This is a genomic window from Flavobacterium limnophilum, from assembly GCF_027111315.2.
Lineage (GTDB): Bacteria > Bacteroidota > Bacteroidia > Flavobacteriales > Flavobacteriaceae > Flavobacterium > Flavobacterium limnophilum.
In genome coordinates this window covers 603,252-624,869 of sequence record NZ_CP114289.2, presented here as the reverse complement: position 1 = coordinate 624,869, position 21,618 = coordinate 603,252, and the positions used below count along the sequence as shown (strand labels likewise).

At 37.3% G+C, this 21,618-nt stretch carries 18 protein-coding genes and 1 pseudogene; 9 read left to right on the top strand and 10 right to left on the bottom strand.

All coding sequences use genetic code 11. The annotated features are described in order from the left end of the window. Positions 1–5: 5 nt before the first annotated feature. The 4 genes from OZP13_RS02600 to OZP13_RS02585 all read left to right on the top strand — a co-directional run bounded on the left by OZP13_RS02600 (position 6) and on the right by OZP13_RS02585 (position 4,544). Positions 6–1,040, top strand: a complete 1,035-nt coding sequence (locus OZP13_RS02600; RefSeq protein ID WP_281298551.1) for an LIC11966 family surface protein — start codon at positions 6–8, stop codon at positions 1,038–1,040. Positions 1,041–1,100: 60 nt separating this feature from the next. Beyond that, positions 1,101–1,811 carry a YebC/PmpR family DNA-binding transcriptional regulator gene (locus tag OZP13_RS02595; RefSeq protein WP_281298550.1) on the top strand — a complete coding sequence of 237 codons (711 nt, stop codon included), beginning with the start codon at positions 1,101–1,103 and terminating at the stop codon, positions 1,809–1,811. Between the two features lie 282 nt (positions 1,812–2,093). Beyond that, positions 2,094–2,456 carry a DUF134 domain-containing protein gene (locus OZP13_RS02590; protein ID WP_281298549.1) on the top strand — a complete coding sequence of 121 codons (363 nt, stop codon included), beginning with the start codon at positions 2,094–2,096 and terminating at the stop codon, positions 2,454–2,456. Positions 2,457–2,471: 15 nt separating this feature from the next. Next, a complete protein-coding gene (locus OZP13_RS02585) occupies positions 2,472–4,544 on the top strand; it encodes a hypothetical protein (protein ID WP_281298548.1) in 2,073 nt (690 codons plus the stop codon). Between the two features lie 84 nt (positions 4,545–4,628). Here OZP13_RS02585 and capA read toward each other — a convergent pair whose 3' ends face one another. Beyond that, positions 4,629–5,669, bottom strand: coding sequence for a cysteate synthase (capA, locus tag OZP13_RS02580; RefSeq protein ID WP_281298547.1), 1,041 nt, complete (start codon positions 5,667–5,669; stop codon positions 4,629–4,631). A 73-nt stretch (positions 5,670–5,742) separates the two neighbouring features. Then, on the bottom strand, positions 5,743–7,803 hold the full coding sequence (locus OZP13_RS02575; protein ID WP_281298546.1) for a S9 family peptidase: 2,061 nt from the start codon (positions 7,801–7,803) through the stop codon (positions 5,743–5,745). Between the two features lie 145 nt (positions 7,804–7,948). On the opposite strand from OZP13_RS02575, the gene OZP13_RS02570 reads away from it, so the two are divergent. Next, entirely contained in the window at positions 7,949–8,269 is a 321-nt protein-coding gene (locus tag OZP13_RS02570) for a YbaB/EbfC family nucleoid-associated protein (protein ID WP_281298545.1), read from the top strand. 58 nt (positions 8,270–8,327) lie between these two features. On the opposite strand, the gene OZP13_RS02565 is transcribed toward OZP13_RS02570, so the two are convergent. Next, a complete protein-coding gene (locus OZP13_RS02565) occupies positions 8,328–9,350 on the bottom strand; it encodes a threonine aldolase family protein (RefSeq protein ID WP_281298544.1) in 1,023 nt (340 codons plus the stop codon). Between the two features lie 89 nt (positions 9,351–9,439). Between OZP13_RS02565 and prfB the strand changes: the two genes are divergently transcribed. Beyond that, a protein-coding gene (gene prfB / locus OZP13_RS02560; protein ID WP_281298543.1) for a peptide chain release factor 2 occupies positions 9,440–10,538 on the top strand; the annotation gives its coding sequence in 2 pieces (ribosomal slippage) (positions 9,440–9,502 and positions 9,504–10,538; 1,098 coding nt in all). Positions 10,539–10,652: 114 nt separating this feature from the next. Here prfB and OZP13_RS02555 read toward each other — a convergent pair. Both OZP13_RS02555 and OZP13_RS02550 read right to left on the bottom strand, forming a co-directional pair. Continuing rightward, positions 10,653–12,869: a TlpA family protein disulfide reductase gene (locus tag OZP13_RS02555; RefSeq protein ID WP_281298542.1), complete on the bottom strand. Its 2,217-nt coding sequence runs from the start codon at positions 12,867–12,869 to the stop codon at positions 10,653–10,655. Positions 12,870–13,149: 280 nt separating this feature from the next. Continuing rightward, a complete protein-coding gene (locus OZP13_RS02550; RefSeq protein ID WP_281298541.1) occupies positions 13,150–14,055 on the bottom strand; it encodes a phospholipase A in 906 nt (301 codons plus the stop codon). Positions 14,056–14,240: 185 nt separating this feature from the next. Here OZP13_RS02550 and lpxD point away from each other — a divergent pair, with 185 nt between their 5' ends. The 3 genes from lpxD to OZP13_RS02535 all read left to right on the top strand — a co-directional run bounded on the left by lpxD (position 14,241) and on the right by OZP13_RS02535 (position 17,592). Then, entirely contained in the window at positions 14,241–15,239 is a 999-nt protein-coding gene (gene lpxD, locus OZP13_RS02545; protein WP_281298540.1) for a UDP-3-O-(3-hydroxymyristoyl)glucosamine N-acyltransferase, read from the top strand. A gap of 215 nt (positions 15,240–15,454) precedes the next feature. After that, positions 15,455–17,080 (top strand): acyl-CoA carboxylase subunit beta, encoded by a 1,626-nt coding sequence (locus OZP13_RS02540; RefSeq protein ID WP_281298539.1) that lies wholly within the window; start codon positions 15,455–15,457, stop codon positions 17,078–17,080. Positions 17,081–17,169: 89 nt separating this feature from the next. Next, the gene (locus OZP13_RS02535) at positions 17,170–17,592 is read left to right on the top strand and encodes a DoxX family protein (RefSeq protein ID WP_281298538.1); all 423 of its coding nucleotides are present in this window, start codon (positions 17,170–17,172) and stop codon (positions 17,590–17,592) included. A 126-nt stretch (positions 17,593–17,718) separates the two neighbouring features. On the opposite strand, the gene fic is transcribed toward OZP13_RS02535, so the two are convergent. From fic to OZP13_RS02510, 5 genes and pseudogenes are all read right to left on the bottom strand, one after another. After that, positions 17,719–18,270 (bottom strand): protein adenylyltransferase Fic, encoded by a 552-nt coding sequence (gene fic, locus OZP13_RS02530; protein WP_281298537.1) that lies wholly within the window; start codon positions 18,268–18,270, stop codon positions 17,719–17,721. Between the two features lie 313 nt (positions 18,271–18,583). Then, positions 18,584–18,868 (bottom strand): addiction module antidote protein, encoded by a 285-nt coding sequence (locus OZP13_RS02525; RefSeq protein WP_269242155.1) that lies wholly within the window; start codon positions 18,866–18,868, stop codon positions 18,584–18,586. Positions 18,869–18,872: 4 nt separating this feature from the next. After that, positions 18,873–19,058: pseudogene (locus OZP13_RS02520) on the bottom strand (type II toxin-antitoxin system RelE/ParE family toxin); the annotation flags it as partial. A 517-nt stretch (positions 19,059–19,575) separates the two neighbouring features. Continuing rightward, positions 19,576–20,277: a hypothetical protein gene (locus OZP13_RS02515; protein WP_269242153.1), complete on the bottom strand. Its 702-nt coding sequence runs from the start codon at positions 20,275–20,277 to the stop codon at positions 19,576–19,578. A gap of 258 nt (positions 20,278–20,535) precedes the next feature. Further along, positions 20,536–21,600 (bottom strand): AMP-binding protein, encoded by a 1,065-nt coding sequence (locus OZP13_RS02510; RefSeq protein WP_281298536.1) that lies wholly within the window; start codon positions 21,598–21,600, stop codon positions 20,536–20,538. Between the last annotated feature and the right edge of the window lie 18 nt (positions 21,601–21,618).

Here is a 21,618-nt window from a genome sequence, read left to right as displayed (position 1 = left end):
CCTTTATGAAAACTGCCCTAAGTTCGTTTCTATTGCTCTTTTTTGCGATCATTTCCAATGCCCAAGATTTTAAAACACCCGTTGATTACCTGAATTACATCGGCAAAGAAACCGGAACAATCTCCCGCTCCACCTGGAAATACACCACAACGGTTGCCCACACCAAAAACGCCCGACGAATCGATGCCACCAGAAAATCCTTGGTGAAAAGCATACAAAATGCCACCAAAAAAATAGAAGCCTTGAAAGACGGCTACAAAGGCGATGTGGAATACAAGAACCAATTGCTGGCCTATTTTTCTATTTCCGAGAAACAAATCAATGAGGAATACGAGAAAATTATCGACATGCAGGAAGTGGCCGACCAATCTTATGATTATATGGAAGCCTTCATTATGACAAGAGATTTGGTCAATGAAAAAATCAATGCCGAAATCGATAAATTGAATGCCAACCAAAAAATATTCGCCAATAAATACAACATCCAAATTGGGGAAGATACCAGCGAATTGGGCAAAAAAATGAAAATTTCCAATGAAGTTTTCGAAAATCATACCCAATTGTATTTGATATTTTTTAAGGTCAATTTCACCGAATCGGTTTTGTTGAAAGCCATCGAAAACAATGATATGAGCGGGATTCAACAAAACAGCAATGCCTTGGAACAATATGCGAACGAAGGTCTGGAAAAACTAAAAACTTTCAAGCCTTATAAAAACGATATGGCTCTGGTAAATTCCACCAAAAAAGTACTGGAATTCAGCAAGAAAGAAGCGCTTGAATTAAGTCCAAATGCCGTTTCCTTCTTGATGTTGAACCAGAAGTTTCAGGAAAGCAAAAAAACGATGGACAACAAAGCGGCCAACAGCAGATCGAAGGAAGAAATCGACAATTTTAATAAATTGGTTACCCAAATGAATGCAGAAGTGGGAAACCACAATAAGACAATCAACAAGTTCAATGTGGAACGATCCAACAGTATCAACAATTGGAATGTAACCGGCGATAATTTTATTGCCAAATACGTGCCGATTGATTAAAAAAATAGTTGTAAAAATAACTAATAACTGTATTTTTGCAGTTCAAAATAATAATTAGAAATGGGAAGAGCGTTTGAGTTCAGAAAAGGTAGAAAAATGAAACGTTGGTCGGCAATGGCCAAAGCATTTACCAGAATTGGAAAAGACATAGTAATGGCCGTGAAAGAAGGCGGACCAAATCCTGAAGCCAACTCCAGATTAAGAGCCGTTATCCAAAACTCCAAGGCAGTAAACATGCCTAAAGAAAACGTGGAACGCGCCATCAAGAAAGCAACCGACAAAGACACCGCCAACTATAAAGAGGTTTTGTTTGAAGGCTATGCACCACACGGAATCGCAATTTTGGTGGAAACCGCCACGGACAACAACAACAGGACGGTAGCCAATATCCGAAGCTATTTCAACAAATGCAACGGAACATTTGGAACCCAAGGTTCGGTAGAATTCATGTTTGACCATACCTGTAACTTCCGTATTCCCGCCGGTGGAATAGACCCAGAAGAATTGGAATTGGAATTAATCGATTTTGGTGCCGAAGAAGTTTTTGAAGACGAAGATGGCATCCTGATTTATGCTCCTTTTGGCAGCTTTGGAACCATCCAAAAAGAATTGGAAAGCAGAAAAATTGAAATCCTTTCTTCAGGCTTCGAAAGAATCCCGCAAATCACAAAAAAACTGACAGAAGCCGAAATGGCCGACGTGGAAAAACTAATAGAGAAAATCGAGGAAGATGATGACGTGATGAACGTGTATCACACCATGGAAGAGTAATCACAATTAAGATTGAATTATTAAAAAGTCCCTTTTAATCTAAAAGGGGCTTTTTTTATATCTGATAACGTCAAATTATTTTATGAAATCGAATTCATAAATCTCTTCCTAATAAAGTACGATAAAAGAAAAACGGCAAAACTTTAGCTAACAAGTCTAGCAGATATTTTTTTAAAATAACATATTAATCCTTTTGTTATGAACGCAAGTTCATTATCTTTGCTCGAAAATTGATAGATGTCCCGCCCAAAAAAGAAACGAAAAATTGACAATCCACCCAAAATGCAAGGTTTTAAACCATTTGGAATTGCATTTTGTGACACCACACCTATCATTATGCAATATGAAGAATATGAAACCGTTAAATTAGTTATTTATGAAGATCTCCCACAAGACATAGCTGCTGATCGGATGGAAGTTTCGAGACCCACACTAACAAGGATTTACAATAGTGCTTTAAAAAAAATTGGACAGGCCTTTGTAGAAGGTAAATCTATAACTATAGATGGTGGTAATTTCGAATTTGACAAAGATTGGTACAAATGCAAAAGATGTTTCAAACTAATTGCTGGTATCGGAAATCACTCAAAATGTGCTGATTGTTCCTCTTTTGGCAAAGAAGAACTAATTAATTTAAACCAATAAATTATTAAAACACCTATGACAAATAACATACTTATTGAAAATCAATATAAAAGAACGAGTTTGTTTGAAAAAGAAAATGTGAATTATTTAGTTCGCGTTTTAAAAAGATTCAATACAGTACCAAAAATAAACAATATAAATATCATCACTTCTACAAGTGAACCTTATATTTTTAAAATTGTACCCAACAAATCTATTATAATTGGCACTTCTTTTTTGAACAAACCCGCATTGGCATTAGTTTATTTAAGATATGGTATTGAATGGCAACTTTGGTATAAAGCCTTGAATAGCGAAAAATACGATACTGCTTTATGTGATTTGGCAGCACTTGAAGTAACAAAGATATTCTATAAATTATTACCAAAAGATGACAAAGAGAAATTAGAAAACCTCGATTTTTTTTTACTGAATTTAATTAAAAACGATACAGATTTTAGTGTTGAAACTTTATTAAACCATACAGAACTAACAGCTTTACACGGAGTAAACAACACCAATAAAATATTTAAAAAAACTTGGAAAACCATTGTTAAAAATCTGGCTAAACCAACCGAATATTTATTAATGGACGGTGGTGATCTTAGATTAAATATTGACGAAATTGATTTGCTTAACAAATACGGTTGCCGACCATTTCCAAGACCCGATGCGTTTACATTTTCCTCATCGACTGCAACCAGCGTTTCCAATTTTGCTTTCGACAAAACCGATAAAATTAGAAGCATATTAATAAGAAACAGCTTGAAAAATGGATTCAAAAACGCCACTATTGATTTCTCTGAATTATTAAAAAATAACCTTAAAAAAATATTTAGACTCAATGAAGAATCGGAAATAATTTTTTCGCCATCAGGCACCGATTCTTCTCTGCAAATAGCAGCGATTACCCAGATTTTCTCCAATAAAGAAATTACACATGTTTTGGTGGCATCGGATGAAACAGGCAGTGGCGTACCTTCGGCATTAAAAGGATGCCATTTTGAAAACACGACAGCTCTAAATTTCCCTGTTAAAAAAGGAGACAAAATTGAAGGATTCAGGGATGTCGACCTGATCAAAATCCCTTTCAGAGATGAAAACGGCGCGTTAAAATCCTCAAAACAATTAGACGAAGAAGTTTATGATGCCATTCACAAAACCAATGAACAAGGCAGGCATATTGTTTTGCACACTATGGATCAATCCAAATTAGGATACCAATCACCCAGTGACGAATTAATTAAAAGACTGAATACGCTCGCTAACTTATCAATACAAATAGTTGTGGATGCATCCCAACTCAGATTAGATCCAAAAGACATTCAAAATTATTTAAACAAAGGCTATATTGTTACCATAACAGGCAGCAAATACTTTACAGGTCCTCCGTATTCAGGAGCATTATTACTTCCTAAAAGAGTCAGTAAAGTAATTCATTCTGTAAAAAACTCTTTGCCAGCAGGCTTAACCCAATACTACAATCATTCCGATTGGCCCATTTCCTGGTTTTGTTCAAATGATTTATCCGATGGATATAATTACGGTTCTTATATGCGTTGGAATGCTGCGATAGTTGAAATGGATCGCTACTATAAAACCCCCATTCTATACCGAAATATGGGCATAGAAATGTTTTGCAATTTTGTTGAAGACTCTATAAAAGAAGCCTCTTTTTTAGAACCAATTTATGGTGATGAAACCAAAACCAATAGTTATACTAGTAAAGAATTTGGAATAAGAAACATCCGTACCATTTTCCCTTTCTTTATTCTTAAAAACAATGAAGTTTTATCGGTTGATAAAGTTAAAAAAATCTACACCTTATTAAATTCTGATTTATCCGATCAATTTGAAGATTCTCCTTTAGAAATTATTAGGTTGGCTGCCCAAAAATGTCATATAGGACAAGCTGTTGATGTAAAATACGGCAATGACATTGAAAGTGCAGTTTTAAGAATTAGCCTTGGTGCCAGGGTGATATCTGACAGTTGGGTAAATAGAGATATTAGCCTCTTTTTCAGAAACATCGAAGCGCAAATGAGTCAAATTACAATCATTATCAAAAAAATAGAATTAATTCTCACTAATCCCGAATTGTTGAATTAAATAAAAAACTTTAAACAAAAAAAATCCCTTTTGACTATCAAAAGGGATTTTTTTATACTTATTATTGATACTTAAATTCTCAATTTATTTTATAAACTCGATTTTTTGTGCTTCTTCTTCGTTGATGCTGTCAAAGAAACCTTGATCGTTCATCCAGTCATCACTAAACACTTTGCTCATGTAACGGGAACCGTGATCAGGAAAAATGGCAATTACATTACTGTTTTTGTCAAATTCGCCTTCTTCGGAATATTGTCTGATCGCTTGAAGCACCGCTCCTGAAGTATATCCAACAAAAAGACCTTCTCTTTTGGCTAATTCTCTGGTGGCGTGGGCACTTTCTTCGTCGGTAACCTTCATGAATTGATCGATAACGTCAAAATCAGTGGCCGATGGAATCAAGTTTTTCCCTAAACCTTCAATTCGGTATGGGTAAATTTCTTTATTGTCAAATTCTTTAGTTTCGTGGTATTTTTTCAATACGGAACCAAAAGCATCCACTCCCAAGATTCGGATGTTTGGATTTTGCTCTTTCAAGTATTTTGCAGTTCCTGAAATGGTTCCACCTGTTCCGCTACAAGCGATAAGGTGTGTTATTTTACCGTTTGTTTGTTCCCAAATTTCCGGTCCGGTAGATTTGTAATGGGCATCAACATTGAGTTGATTAAAGTACTGGTTGATATAAACAGAACCTTTGGTTTCTTCGTGCAAACGCTTGGCAACACTGTAATAAGACCTTTCATCATCAGCGGAAACGTGTGCCGGACAAACATATACTTTGGCACCTAAACTGCGAAGCATGTCAATTTTATCCTTGGAAGATTTTGAAGTAACTGCCAAAATACAATTGTAGCCCTTGATAATACTTACCATTGCCAAACTAAACCCAGTATTTCCGGATGTAGTTTCTATAATGGTATCACCCGGAGAAAGAATTCCTCTCTTCTCGGCTTCTTCAAGTATAAATAAAGCAATCCTGTCTTTGGTGGAATGTCCGGGATTAAAAGCCTCTACTTTAGCATAGAAATTTCCTTCTAATTCTTCGGTAACTTTATTTAGTTTAATAAGGGGAGTATTCCCTATTAATTCTAAAATATTATTATAAGCGTTAATTTCTTCTTTCATAAAAAAAATAGTTAATCAAGGACACTTTTAAATTTAACCAAAATCCTTGCAAATTTAACAAAAAAAATTCTAATTACTTTTCAATTCTTTCTAAATCTAATAAAAAACTATACTCTTTGGCCAATTCCTTGATGGCTTCAAATCTTCCCGAAGCACCTCCGTGACCTGCATCCATGTTTGTATCGAGAAACAAAATAGAGTTATCCGTTTTTAAACCCCTTAATTTAGCCACCCACTTGGCTGGTTCCCAGTATTGTACCTGCGAATCATGCAAGCCTGTCGAAACATACATGTTGGGATAGTTTTGCTTTATTACATTATCATAAGGCGAATAGGATCGCATATAATGGTAATATTTTTTAACATTTGGATTTCCCCATTCGTCATATTCTCCTGTTGTAAGCGGAATACTTTCGTCCAACATTGTCGAAATCACGTCCACAAAAGGCACTTGGGCAATGACTCCATGGTATAATTCCGGTGCCAAATTCACTATGGCTCCCATCAATAATCCTCCAGCCGAACCGCCTTCGGCATATAAATGTTCGGGAGAAGTATATTTTTGCTCGATTACAAATTTGGAACAATCAATAAAATCGGTAAACGTGTTTTTCTTTTTCAATAATTTACCGTCTTCATACCATTGTCTTCCCAAATCTTCACCGCCTCGAATGTGCGCTATGGCAAAAACAAATCCCCGGTCGAGCAATGTCAATCGAGTCGAAGAAAATGTGGCATCCATCGAATGACCGTAGGAACCGTAAGCATACAACAACAACGGATTCTTGCCGTTTTTCTCCAATCCTTTTCTATAAACCATCGAAATGGGCACTTGGGTTCCGTCTTTGGCAGTGGCCCAAATTCGTTCTTCGGTGTAATTATTTTTGTCGAATTTCCCGCCCAGAACTTGTTGCTCTTTCTTGATTTCCTTGGTTTTGGTTTTCATGTTGAAATCAATCACCGAGGAAGGCGTAGTCATCGATTGGTAGGAATAACGCAAAACATCCGTATCGAAATCCACGTTCGTGGAAGTGTAAGCCGTATAAGTTTCGCTCTCGAAAGGCAAGTAATATTCTCCTTCCCCACTCCACGGCATAATCCTTATTTTGTTCAAACCATTGGTGCGCTCTTCAACAACCAAAAATTCCTTGAAAATTTCGATGTCTTCCAACAAAACATCCTCGCGATGCGGAACAACTTCCGTCCAGTTTTCTTTGGAAGTGGCCGTTTCCGGAGTTTTCATCAACTTGAAATTCGTGGCTTTGTCCGCATTGGTCATAATGTAGAAACTGTCTCCATAATGATTGATGCTATATTCCAAACCACGCGTTCTTTTCTGGAAAATCCTGAATTTCCCGTCGGGATTGTCGGCTTCCAATATTCGGTATTCGGTGGTCAAGGTGCTGCCTGATTCTATCGCCAGATACTTTCTGGACTTGGATTTGGCCACCTCGACATTATAGGTTTCGTCTTTTTCGAAATAAACCAAAACATCGTCGGCTTGTTTTGTGCCCAATTTATGTTTGAAAATCTTGTCGGAACGCAAGGTCACTTCGTCTTGGCTCGAATAAAAAATAGTCTGGTTGTCATTGGCCCAAACGGCATTTCCCGATACTTTTTCGATTTTGTCGGCAAGAATTTCGCCTGTTTCCAAGTTTTTGACCTGAATGTCGTAGATTCTTCTGCCAACAATGTCAATACTGAAAACGGCCAACTTGTTGTCTGGACTGACGCTCAAACCGCCCAATTGGAAATAAGAATGTCCTTTGGCCATTTTGTTGCAATCGAACATAATCTCTTCTTTGGCCGAAAGGCTTTCCTTTTTTCTGGAATAAATGGGATAATTTTTCCCGGTTTCGAATCGGGTGATATAGTAATAGCCATTGTACAAATACGGAACCGACTCGTCGTCTTCCTTGATCCTGCCCTTCATCTCCTCAAACAATTCCTTTTGGAATGCCTTGGTATGGGCAGTCATTTTTTTGTAATAGTCATTCTCTTTATTCAGGTAATCAATAACTTCCGGATTTTCGCGGTCGTTCAACCAAAAGTAATTGTCAATTCGCTCATCGCCGAATTTCTCCATTTTTTTTGGAATTATCTTGGCAACTGGTGGTTGTATTATTTTGGGCATATTGCGAACTTTCAAATTTCTATTATAGTTTACAAAAATAGCACAAACTGACCTTAGAATGAATCTATTTTTAGTTAAAAAATTAAATTGAATATCACCACGCAAAAGAGTAATTTTGCAAGACAACAATTTAAAAATTACAACAATGGATTTAATGGGAATGATGGGTAAATTGAAGGAAACCCAACGAAAAATGGAAGAAACCAAACTAAGAATGGATTCGGTTTTAATCGACGAACAAAGCACTGACGGCGCATTGAAGGTAACTTTCACGGCTAACGGAAAATTAAAATCCATCTCGATTAACGATTCTTTATTGGAAGACAAAGAACAATTGGAAGACTATCTAATCGTGACCCTAAACAAGGCCATCGAAAAAGCCGCAAAAGTAAACCAAGCCGAATTGGACGCTGTCGCCAAAGTAGACATGCCCATGATTCCAGGAATGGATGAAATGTTCAAATAAAAAAGTTTCAAGTTTCAGGTTTCAAGTTCACAGAATGATCAAAACTTGAAGCTTGGAACTAAACCATCTTCACCAAAGTCTCCAACACATAAGTGTGCATCACTTCGCGATAATCCAGATGCGTGACAATGCGCAATTTCCCGTGTCCCATCGAACTGATGGCAATTCCTTTTTCATTTAATTTTTCGATAACAGCCGTTTCGCTAACTTGCGGATGAAGCGAGAAAATCAAGATATTGGTTTCTATGGGTTCTACTTTGCCCACCCAGTTCAATTTTTCCAAAACGGCTCCTATTTCCTTGGCACGTCTGTGGTCTTCTGCTAATTTTCCGATGTTGTTGCTTATGGCATACATCCCGGCTGCCGCCAAATAACCTACTTGCCGCATTCCGCCGCCCAATATTTTTCGAATTCGCAAGGCTTTGTGAATGGTCTCCTTGTCGGACAACAAAAGTGAACCTATTGGCGCCCCCAAACCTTTGGACAAGCAAACCGAAATGGTGTCAAATACTTTTCCGTATTCCTTGGGATTGTCGTTCTTGACTATCAAGGCGTTCCAGATTCGGGCACCATCCAAGTGAAATTTCAAATTATTGGCATCACAAACCTGCCTGATTTTCCTGAATTCTTCAAAATCATAACAAGCACCACCGCCTTTGTTTGTCGTGTTTTCCACGCAAACCAAACTCGTGAGTGGACTGTGGTAAAACTCGGGATCGTTGATGGAAGCAGCCACTTGTTCGGCAGTGATCATTCCGCGATTTCCATCCAACAAACAGCACGAAACCCCGCTATTGAAGGAAACTCCACCGCCCTCATAGTTATAGACGTGTGACCATTTGTCGGCAATCAATTGTTCGCCAGGCTGGGTATGGACTTTTATGGCTGTTTGATTGGCCATCGTTCCCGAAGGAAAGAAAAGTCCCGCTTCCATTCCAAACATCTGGGCAACTTTAGTTTCCAATTCAATAACCGTTGGGTCTTGTTTGTACACGTCATCACCCACTTCGGCTTGAAACATGAAACGCAACATCTCCTGTGAAGGTTTGGTAACGGTGTCGCTGACTAAATTTATTCGCATTGTGTTTTTATATTTTGGGTATCCACAAGCCAAGACTTGTCCCCTCGTAAAATTTTTCTATTTTTGTGCCACAAAAATAATTATAATTTATGACAACTACCGAACAAATAAAAGGTATTGTGGAGCGCCTTGGTGCGTTGAGGAGGTATCTTTGACGTTGATGCCAAATTAATCGAAATTACCAACGAAGAAGAGAAAACCTTGGCTCCTGATTTTTGGAACAATCCAAAAGAAGCCGAAATATACGTGAAAAACCTTCGTTCCAAGAAAAAATGGATTGAAGACTACAACAAGGCGGTCGAAATGACCGACGAGTTGCAATTGGCCTACGAATTCTACAAGGAAGGGGAACTTTCTGCAGAAGAATTGGACGAGCAATACAAAACTACTCAACATCACATTGAAGCCATCGAATTCAAGAACATGCTTTCGGATGAAGGCGACAGTTTGAGTGCGGTGTTACAAATTACTGCTGGTGCCGGCGGAACGGAAAGTTGCGACTGGGCTTCGATGCTGATGCGAATGTACATGATGTGGGCCGAGAAATCGGGATACAAAATACGTGAACTAAATTATCAAGAAGGAGATGCAGCAGGTATAAAAACGGTAACTTTAGAAATTGAGGGTGATTATGCTTTTGGTTATCTAAAAGGTGAAAATGGCGTGCATCGATTGGTGCGTATTTCTCCTTTTGACAGTAATGCCAAGCGACATACTTCATTTGTTTCTGTTTACGTGTACCCTTTAGTGGATGACACTATCGAAATTGAAATCAACCCTGCCGACATTGAGATTATCACCTCTCGTTCGAGTGGTGCCGGTGGTCAGAACGTGAATAAAGTAGAAACAAAAGTTCAGTTGACCCACAAACCTTCGGGAATCCAGATTCAATGTTCGGAAACCCGTTCGCAACACGACAATAGAAACCGGGCAATGCAAATGTTGAAATCGCAATTGTATGAAATTGAATTAAAAAAGCAGCAAGAACAACGCTCTGACATTGAAGCCGGAAAGATGAAAATTGAATGGGGTTCGCAAATCCGAAACTACGTGATGCAACCTTATAAATTGGTCAAGGACGTTCGCACCGGTTACGAAACCAGCAATGTCGACGGCGTGATGAATGGCGACATCGACGAGTTCCTGAAAGCATTCCTGATGATGATGGGACAACGCGAAGAGGAATAGTAATCAGTGTTCAGTTTTTAGTGTTCAGTAGCAATATTCAAAATAATTAAACCCGACAAGTTTCAAAAACTTGTCGGGTTTTGCTTTTATAAATGACACTATCTTCTTTATTTACTAATTGTATTTTTCAAGAATTCCGTTCAACAAACTATTAAAATTATGCATGGGAAAATCATCATTTATGACTTCTCCTTTTTTGTCAATAACTACATAATGTGGTATGCCATTAAATTTAAAAAGTTGGCGTAAATAATTATAATCATCTGAAGCTAATCGGTAAATATTTTCCAATTCCTGCTCCCCAACAAATTTGTTGTAAGGTTCAAGTGGAGACAAGCTTTCGTCAGTAATGAATACAAACTCAAAATCTTTATTGTCTTTATATTCCTTTCTCTTTTCTTTCATTCGTTTTATACCAGCCACACAAGGGCCACAAGTGGTTGCCCAAAAATCAATAAATAATATTTTTCCTTTATGTTTTTTTATGATATTTTTAAAAATTTCGGTTGCTTTACCTTCCGGCAATTTGTTCTGTTGTGCCGTGGCATTAATATTTACCTTACGATTTAAGTTGTCAGTCAAAGGATTGTTTTGAAAAGAGTTAATTGGATACTGTTTGCTTACAATTCTTTCGCCTTCTTTTTTTAAGAATGGATGTGTAATGTCTTTTTGTAATTCGTTCCAATAAGCATGTGCATTTTCGGAATCACTTCTTTTTATATCATAATCGAGTGATCTGATTTTTATTACTTCGTAAACAAGGTTTTTTTCCAAGTGAAATACATTTTTAACAATGGAATCTCTTAATTGCCACTTTTCCATAGTCACTTTTTCAGGTTTTGGCACACTAATAAAGGGATCAACATATTTTTTGGAATAGGCTTTTGATGCATTTTTGTAGGTCTCGCTAAATTGTTTTTGAAACTCTTCATAAGCTGCCATTGATTCAAATTTCTTGGTTTTTGCGCTTTCTAGTAATACTTTATCATTATCAGTAATTTCAATTTTTTCGACTTCTAAATACTGCTCAAAAGTTTTTTCGGGTGTAAATGTATTTGTTACATTAGGTTTTGGATAAACCAAAATAGGCTTTGAAAACTCCAATCGATTGACAAAAATCTTAAAATCATCTAAAGCTAAAAAACTTTGGTCATTTAAATCCATTTTTTGCAAAAAATCAAAATACTCGTTTTCTACGGGTATTTTTAAAATTGAATTTGCAAGATCTTCTTTGGCGTAATAATCCCTGTTGCTGACAAAATCGAACAAATGATTGGCATGTTCTAAATCAATCTTGTTTTTTATTAAAATCTTTGCCTTATCGGATATTGATTTTTTGTTTAGATAGGTTTCTAAATTTTCCAAGTTTTTTTTATGATCGATGGCTTCCTCTTCTTTAAAAGCTTGAGGAGATATGGTTTTCATTTTTTTACTAAATGATTTGTAATCAAATGCTTTTGGATTAAAGCCAATCAAGTCTTCATTTATTTTTGCCAAAGACCCTTCAAAGGTTATGTTCTTGAAATTATGTTGTGAATTTCGCATTCTATCGGCATACAAAAATTCATCCCAATCTAAAATCATGACTAAGGTTTGTTTGGGTTCTAAATAAAATTTCACTTGTTGCCTTTTAATAACCATATAAGAATAAGAAGGGCTTATTAACGGAATATCAGCTTCGAAACGGCCGTCAGGATGTATTTCAATAACTACGGGATAATCTTCATTTGTAATGTCATTGCGGGTGTACATAATTCCTGTTTTGAAACCCAATCGAATATCATAACCTTTTATATATCCAATCAATCTACCAGTTGATTCATTAAAGAATTGGTCAGAACTGAAATTTGCCAATGGTTTGGCAGTTGCCTTTTTGAGTTCATCATCAATCCATTTTGAAACATGGTCGGGGATTTCGGGAGATTTATCAGCCTTTTTAGTTCCTTCTACCAATGCTATTCCAAAGACTTCGTTATTGTAGTCAATCTTTTTTACATTATCATTTATGGGAGGGAATACCAGTACGATTGTTTTTTCTCCAGATTCCGGCATCGTTATCTTTTCATCAAACTTCGCTCCTTCTATATCCAGAACATTCAATTTTACATTGTTATCCAATTGAATAAAAATATCTTTTTCAAATGTAACCCACCATTTTGGTATAAATTTATTATGGATGTGTATTCTTGTTGCGTCTTTGTTTAGTTCAATTTTTGAGATATGCGTTATTCCGCTGTTGGAAACTTCAAATTCTGGATTTTCTATGACCCGCTGGGCAAATCCCATTGAATTCAGTAATACTAAAATGATGATAATTGCAGTTCTTTTCATGGTGGTTGGTTTCAAGATATACTTCCAAATGTATAAATAAAAAGCTACAATTCATTAAAAAACATTTAATTTGTTTAATGTTTTTAATTTTTGTGTAAACTCCAGTATTAGTATACTCCTTGATCTCCTTTGTTTTAACGACATTCGATGAAAAATACCTTTTTTAGAAATCATACTCCAATGCCTAAAAAAACTCTTCGAAGTCATTTTGAAACCACGATTGTTGTCGAACATGCTTTGCGATTGTATCAAAAACCTGTCGGGTTTAATTATTTTACACCTACAACCATTCAATCAAGGAAATCCCAATACCAAAGGTGGTTTGAAGGTGATTGTAATCAATAAGCGATTCGCCATAACCGTGGGAAACCTGCAAAAATCCTTTTAAGTTGTTTTTAATGGGATACGACCAGGAGAATTCCGACGAACCTCTTGGATTGGAATTAAGATTCAAATTATATCCTCCAATAAAAGAAAAAACATTCCCGTTTTTGGCATAAATGACATTCAAATCGGCACGTCCCATATAGTCAGAAATATCGGGATTATCAGAACCATAATCAGACATTCCATACCAGCTTCTAACATAGACGGTCCAGTTTTTACGTTCTAATCCAGCATGAAGAATAATCCGGTTCAAACTTCTGGAAAAGGGTTCGCTCTTTCCGTTGGACAAATGATTGAAGGCTATCCCGACCATTCGAGTTTTGAAACCAAAAAATTTAAATTTTACCGGAAAATTCAGGATAACTTCCGGTTCGTAATTAATTTCCCTAAACGGACGTGAAAGATGCGTATTGTAAATTTGCCAAAATGATTTTTGGGTATAGGCAACCCATAAATCGGCCTGTCCCCACAGGAAACCTTGCAATACTTTGGTCTTGAAACTCAATTGAAATTTAAGTTCCACATTATCATAATTAATCCCTTCAGGAATTATGTATTCGGGACTTTCATTCTCCGAACGGGGTTGCTCGTTAGGGTTACTCGAATATTTGCCAAGCAAGATGTAAATAGGTTTATAGGGTGTGATCAAAAAGGTGCCTCTTGTGGCAGTGGTATCCAGTTCCCAACGTTCGGTCAAATTCCTGAGCTGGGTTTTATTGTTGAACAAAGCCTGAATCTGGGCATTGCCAAAAAAAGAAAAAAACAACAAGGAGAAAGTAAATTTTACAACTAATTTCATAATATAATGATCTGATATCCAGAGGCAAATATATCCATCAGAAAATACGTTGAATTATACTTTTATGTTTATTATTTGCATAATTCACGGATATATTCTTACCTCTAAATTAATACATTAGGAATTCCAACTCAAATTTACTTTATTTGGAAATTATATCCCGAATCCCATTTAATTATCATCTAATGAAATCCTATTCCATTCAAGAAATAAACGAAGTTTTAAAAGGCACTATTGTTGGCGCCACTTCCATAAAAATGACCGCTCCAGAACAATTGGAATTGGCCAGTGCTTCCGAGATTTCTTTCATTGGAAACAAAAAATACGAGAAGTTTTGGAAAACATCCAAAGCTTGTGCTGCCGTTGTCAACGAAGACATTTCGATTGAACCGGGAGAAAACAGGGTTTTCATCAAAGTAAAAAATGCCGATTTGGCCATGTCGCAAGTATTGGAACTTTTCGCACCGCCCACTCCTTTATTTAATATTGATGTTCATCCAAAAGCCATTATCGACAAAACGGCCATCATTGGTGCCGGAAGCCGAATTGGTGCCGGAAGCTACATTGGCCCAAAAGTAAAACTAGGCGAAAACGTGACGATTTATCCCAATGTTACCATTCTTGACGAATGCACCATCGGGAAAAACTCCATAATCTGGCCAGGCGCAGTGATTCGTGAACGTTGCCACTTGGGCAGTGATTGTATTATTCATCCCAATGCCACCATTGGAGCCGACGGTTTTGGATTTCGTCCTTGTCCTGAAAGAGGATTGGTCAAAATTCCGCAAATTGGAAACGTAATTTTGGGAAATGGAGTTGAAATTGGCGCCAATTCTTGTGTGGACAGAGGCAAATTCAGTTCGACAGTTTTGGGAGACGGTTGCAAAATTGACAATCTAGTTCAAATTGGACACAACAGCATATTGGGTAAATTTTGCATAATGGCCGGAAATTCTGGTTTGGCGGGTTCGGTAACTTTAGGAAACGGCGTAATCATTGGCGGAAGCGCCTCGATAAAAGACCATGCAACCATTGGAGACGGCGCAATTGTTGGTGCTGGTTCCGGCGTTACTTGCGATGTTCCAGCCGGAAAAACAATGTTGGGCTATCCTGCCACCGACGCTCGTGATACTTTAAGACAATGGGCAATTTTAAAACGATTGGTCAACGAATCGAAGAAATAAATCAGTTTAGAAAACAAAAAACACACAAAATTGACTTAACACAGATTTCACAAATTTTCACAGATTAATTGGTGAAAATCTGTGAAATCTGTGTTTCCATTTTAAATAATCCTTAAAAAAAGACTTCAATCTGTTTCTATTGATTATTCTAAAATTTGTTCTACGAATTTTCGTAATTTAGCAGCCGCAATTTTTTAGACCAACACAATTTCATTATGGACTTGAACTTCAATAAAAACGAAGACCACAACAAACTCCTTCTTTCCGACCTGCGTCATCGATTTGCCAAAGTAAAACTGGGCGGAGGTGAAAAACGCATTCAAAAACTACATTCCGAAGGCAAAATGACGGCGCGGGAACGCATCGATTATTTGCTGGACAAAGGAAAAAGCATTGAAATTGGAGCTTTCGTTGGCGAAGGAATGTACAAGGAACACGGTGGATGTCCATCGGGTGGTGTTGTCGTAAAAATAGGTTACATCAAGGGAAAACAATGCATTGTCGTGGCCAATGACGCCACAGTGAAAGCAGGAGCCTGGTTTCCGATTACGGCAAAGAAAAACCTGAGAGCGCAAGAAATTGCGATGGAAAACAGATTACCCATCATTTATTTGGTAGATTCGGCCGGGGTTTATTTGCCTTTGCAAGACGAAATTTTTCCGGACAAGGAACACTTTGGACGCATCTTCAGGAATAACGCTATAATGAGCAGCATGGGAATTACCCAAATTTCGGCCGTTATGGGAAGCTGTGTGGCCGGAGGAGCTTATCTCCCAATTATGAGTGACGAAGCCTTGATTGTAGACAAAACAGGAAGCATATTTTTGGCAGGAAGTTATTTGGTCAAAGCGGCCATTGGCGAAAACATTGACAACGAAACCCTTGGCGGAGCAACAACACATTGCGAAATTTCGGGAGTTACGGATTATAAAGCCAAGGACGATAAAGACGCTTTGGACAAAATAAAAAATATCGTCGACAAAATTGGCGACTATGACAAGGCCGGTTACAGCCGAATCAAGGCAGAAAAACCAGCATTGGACGAAAATGAAATCTACGGCATTTTGCCAAAAGCCCGCAACGAGCAATACGACATGATGGAAATCATCAGTCGCTTGGTGGATAATTCCGAATTTGAAGCCTACAAAGACGGTTACGGACAAACCATTATCACGGGCTACGCCAGAATTGACGGTTGGGCAGTGGGAATTGTTGCCAATCAACGAAAAGTAGTTAAAACCAAGGTAGGCGAAATGCAATTTGGCGGTGTCATTTATTCCGATTCTGCCGACAAAGCCACCCGTTTTATTGCCAATTGCAACCAGAAAAAAATCCCCTTGGTTTTCCTGCAGGACGTTACCGGGTTTATGGTGGGTTCCAAATCGGAACAAGGCGGAATCATCAAAGATGGAGCCAAAATGGTGAATGCCGTTTCCAATTCGGTGGTGCCAAAATTCACCATAATCGTTGGGAATTCGTATGGAGCAGGAAATTATGCCATGTGTGGAAAGGCATATGACCCAAGATTAATCGTGGCATGGCCAAGTGCAGAACTCGCCGTTATGGGAGGAACGCAAGCCGCCAAAGTATTGGCACAAATAGAAGCTTCTTCGCTTAAAGCCAAAGGAGAAATCGTGGACGAAGAAAAGGAAAAAGAGTTATTCGACAAAATAAAGGCAAGATACGACGAGCAAACCTCACCTTATTATTCGGCTTCCCGACTTTGGACAGACGCCATTATCGATCCATTGGAAACCAGAAATTGGATTTCTATGGGAATAGAAGCGGCAAACCATTCGCCAATTGAAAAGAAATTCAATTTGGGAGTAATACAGGTCTAGCATCCAACTTTTACAAATTTCGCCTCTTTTTAGTATTTATTACGCTAAATATTAGTAACTTAGTATTCAACATTTAAAACTAATCTATTATGGGCAACGTAAAAAATTTGAATAAATGGGCCAATGCGCACACTTATTTTCCGGTTGATTTGCTTCGAATGGCACTTGGAGTTTTCTTGTTTTCAAAAGGAGTCACTTTTATTACAAATCTCCAATATTTACAAGATTTATTGTCCCCGATTGACAAACTTGGAGGAGGAATGATTCTACTGCATTATGTGGCTTCAGCACACATTTTGGGTGGCATCTTGATTTTTTTTGGCTTGCTCACCAGATGGGCCATTATTGTACAATTACCCATATTGATTGGAGCCATCGTCATCAATTTTATGGGAGAAATGCACTCCCAAAACCTGTTATTATCATTGCTTACACTTGCCATCTGTATTTCTTTCATCATTTATGGAAGCGGAAAACATTCAGCGGATTACTATTTCAAAATGCAGGAATAAATAAATCCCTGACCAAAAAATAAATGCCAAAAACCCTTTCAGAGCAAATTCTGAAAGGGTTTTTATGTTTGTTCTCCTTTTTTTTTAGGACTAAGGCAGTATTTATTTTATACTGAAATTGAATTATTATTCATCATCTTTTTGGTAGCCTTCATAATAATAGGATTGTTCAATTCCTTTGAAAATAATTTCCCTATTATTAATATCGCTTGTTAAATTCTCTTTCAATAAAGTTCTTAGCTCCAAGTCGTTAATTGGGCTTCTTTCCATTGATTGTAAATAAAGTGTTTTGTCCACGAATTGCCAATTAACAACTTTACAAAGTCTATTTTTTAGAATCATGTCCAACCAAATTCGCATAGACCTTCCATTACCCTCAAGAAAAGGATGAGCAATATTCATTTCTACATATTTTGCAATAATTTCTTCAAAATTATTCTCGGTCATTTGTTCTATTTTAACCAAAATTTCATCTAAATACAATGCGTTTGCAAATCTAAAACCTCCCTTTGAAATATTCATTTTGCGTATCTCTCCCGCAAAATCATATAATCCACCAAATAAGTAATTGTGAATTTGCTGTAAACCTTTGGTTGTACCAACTTCTATTTTATTAATATCATCCGATTCAAACAAGCGATAAGCATTTTCTAAACTGTTTTTATCAATGTTTTTCATATAGATTGCAATCTTTATATTTTACTTATGCAAAAATACTTTAAATGGTTGGCATATCATAATAGGAACAAGGCATTCGCCTTTAAAAGTTTCCGCCACGAATAAACACGAATTAGACAAGTTTTCAATTACACGAATTCTAAAAATCAGATAGAATTCGTGCAATTCATTTTCAAATTTGATAAAAATTAGTGACAATTGGTGTAATTGCTTCGCCTATTCGTCCCGACAATTATTGGGACTCGGGTCGTGGCTAACTTCTTTTCTTTTTTAAAAGCGAATGCCCTGTAATAGGAAAACGTTCGTTTTTTTTTTATGTGGTTAATGGATTTATGTGAATTTGTCCGCCAACAGCTTTCAATACTTTCATTATTGTTGAAAATTGCGGTTTGGCTCCTTCCGACAATGCTTTGTACAAACTTGGCCTGCTCATTCCCGTTTCTTCTGCTATTTTGGTCATTCCAATTGCTTTTGCAATATGTCCTATTGCGACAACAATTTCAGCATCATTGCCTTCTTCCAAAACCGCATTTAGGTATTCGGCAATCATTTCGTTGCTATCCAAATAATCTGCAATATCAAATTTTGATGTTTCCATTTTTCTATTTTTTTATTTTTTTCCAAATATCTTTTGCTTTTTCAATGTCTTTTTTTTGGGTTGACTTATCTCCTCCAACAAGTAGAATGATAATTTTTCCATCAATTTCTTTGAAATAGATCCTGTAACCTTTAGCGTAGTTTATTTTCAGTTCTCTAATTCCATCTCCAACAGGTTCACAATCTCCAAAAGAGTTCTTTTCTGCTCAGCCGAGCCTCATCCACCCCCAAAAGAGTTCTTTTCTACTCAGAAACTCAGTTTCCAGCCCCAAAAGAGTTCAGTTCTGCCCAGAAACTCAGTTTCCAACCCCAAAAGCATTCAGTTCTGCCCAGAAGCAGTGCTTCCAGCCCCAAAAGAGTGCTTTTCTGCTCAGCCGAGCCTCATCCAGCCCCAAAAGTGTTCTTTTCTGCTCAGAAACTCAGTTTCCAGCCCCAAAAGCATTCAGTTCTACCCAGAAGCAGCGCTTCCAGCCCCAAAAGAGTTCTTTTCTGCTCAGCCGAGCCTCATCCAGCCCCAGCAGCGTGCTTTTCTACACTAAACCCTCTTACTATTCTCTCTAATTTTTTTACGATAAGTGCATAGTGTTGACGGCAGGTACTCCGGTTCTCCCGATGCATCGGGACAAGCTGTTCAACAGGGATTTCATTGTTCGTGCTGCGCACGCAACGAAATCATAGCTGTTGGACATAGTATTTTCGGCATTATGTTTATTCTAACTCCGTTTTCTTTATTATATGAATTCCGCCAATACTATATGCAACATCAATAGGAATTGGTTTGTCTTTTAGGTAAAAATTTCCATTTTTAAAAGGAGTAATTCTTTCGTCGATTAGAAAAAAGTAGTCTTCTCTGTTTGTCAATATGTCTAGATTGTCATTTGTGAGTTCTACGGGTTCAACATATATAACCATTCCAAGTTTGTTTAATTCAGGAATCGTTATTTTTTGTTCATTTATTTCGCATACGCATTTCTCTCCAAGTCCTGGCATTCCAAACCAAGGCATTGCTTGTGCAGTTTGTAATGAAATGTTTGAAGTATCGCCAACAAAAAGAAAGTTTTTAATTTTTAAAGTTTCAAATACTGGGGGCAATGATTTTTTAGGAAACGGTTCTTCTGCTTTCCAAAAGAACATAACTTTATTCAGCCATTCTTGGTCATTTCGGTCAGTACATACTAAATTATCTGTCCAATAGTGCATATAAAGTTGATTTGCTCGAAGTAAAATTGTTGATTTGTCAACACTTTCTCTTTGTTCTTCGGTTAATTGTCTAATGACTTTATATCCATAATTATCTCCTGTCGAAATAAATGTGTCGCCTTTTTCTAATTGAACAGTTTCAGTTTCTGCTAAATTTTGCGAATTGTCTTCTGTTTGTTTCTTTCCAAAAAGTTTGTCTAAAAATCCCATATTCTATTTTGTTGTAAAATGTCTTATTTTCTGCGTAGTTCTGTAATATTATGCCCAACCCGTTTATAGGCCTGACGATGTCCGACTTATCACCACTAAATTGGGTGGCTTTGTCTGACAAACGTCAGTGTTTATTTGCTTTCAAATATATAAACAAATATTTACAAAAGCCATCAAAACCCAATCCCCCAAAACAAAAAAAGGGAGAGTTTTTGCAAACTCTCCCTTTTTGTATCTAAACGCAACTCATTCTATTTATTAATGTCCGATGGATTGCATGCTTTCGGTTCTCAAAATTTTGCCCGTGGCCGTTTCGTTGAACTTTGGTATAAACACCACTTCTTTGGGTTTTTCGAATTTGTCCAAAACGGCAAAAACAGCATCTTCAATGACCATAGGTTCTCCTTCCACGTAAAGTACGGCTTTTTGCCCAAGGGTTTCATCAGGCTGTCCAAAGACAAAATAACGTCTTGGAATTAATGTGGACAATTTGTCTTCGATTCGTTCCGGCATCAATTTAACCCCACCGCTATTGATTATGTTGTCAATTCTTCCTTCCCAACTGAATTGGGTGTCAGAAATCAAATTGACGATGTCGTTGGTCACGATTTTGTCTTTGCTGATGTTTTTGGCATCGATAACCAAACATTGTCTATCGTCGGTAGAAACTTTTACGTTTGGCAAAACCGTAAAAACCTTCTCCCCTATTTTTTTGGCAGCAATATGCGTGATGGTTTCGGTCATACCGTAGGTTTCGTAAATTTCCATTGGCAGTTTTTCCAATTCTTGCTCCAAGGCTTTATGTACTTTTACACCACCAATAATTAATTTTTTTATCTTTTTGGCTTTCAATTTTTCCAATGAATTCTTGGCTTGCAAAGGTACCATGGCACAAAAGTCGAATGTCTCGTCGATGTTTTTCAATGGATCGGAATTCGGTTCCACGAATTTCATGTCCAATCCCAAAATAAAGGAGCGGACGAACATCATTTTTCCAGCCACATAATTGGTTGGCAAACAGTGCAACATGGTATCTCCTGGTTTCAATCCGAAGAAATCCCCGGTAGCCAAAGCCGAATCCAACATGGCTTGTTTTTCTATTCTAACCACTTTGGGAGCTCCCGTGGTTCCCGAAGTTTGCAATTCGATATAGGATTTCTCGTCAAACCAATCCAACAGGAAGTTCCCCACATGTTGCTCGAAAGGCTCCCCTTCCTTGATGAAGGAATAGGCAACATAATACATTTGTTCCAGATTGATATGGTAGCCGTTTAGCTTGAAACGGTTGTGTATGTTCTTGTATGTAATTTTGTTTGTAATCATTATGAAGTTATTATTTAA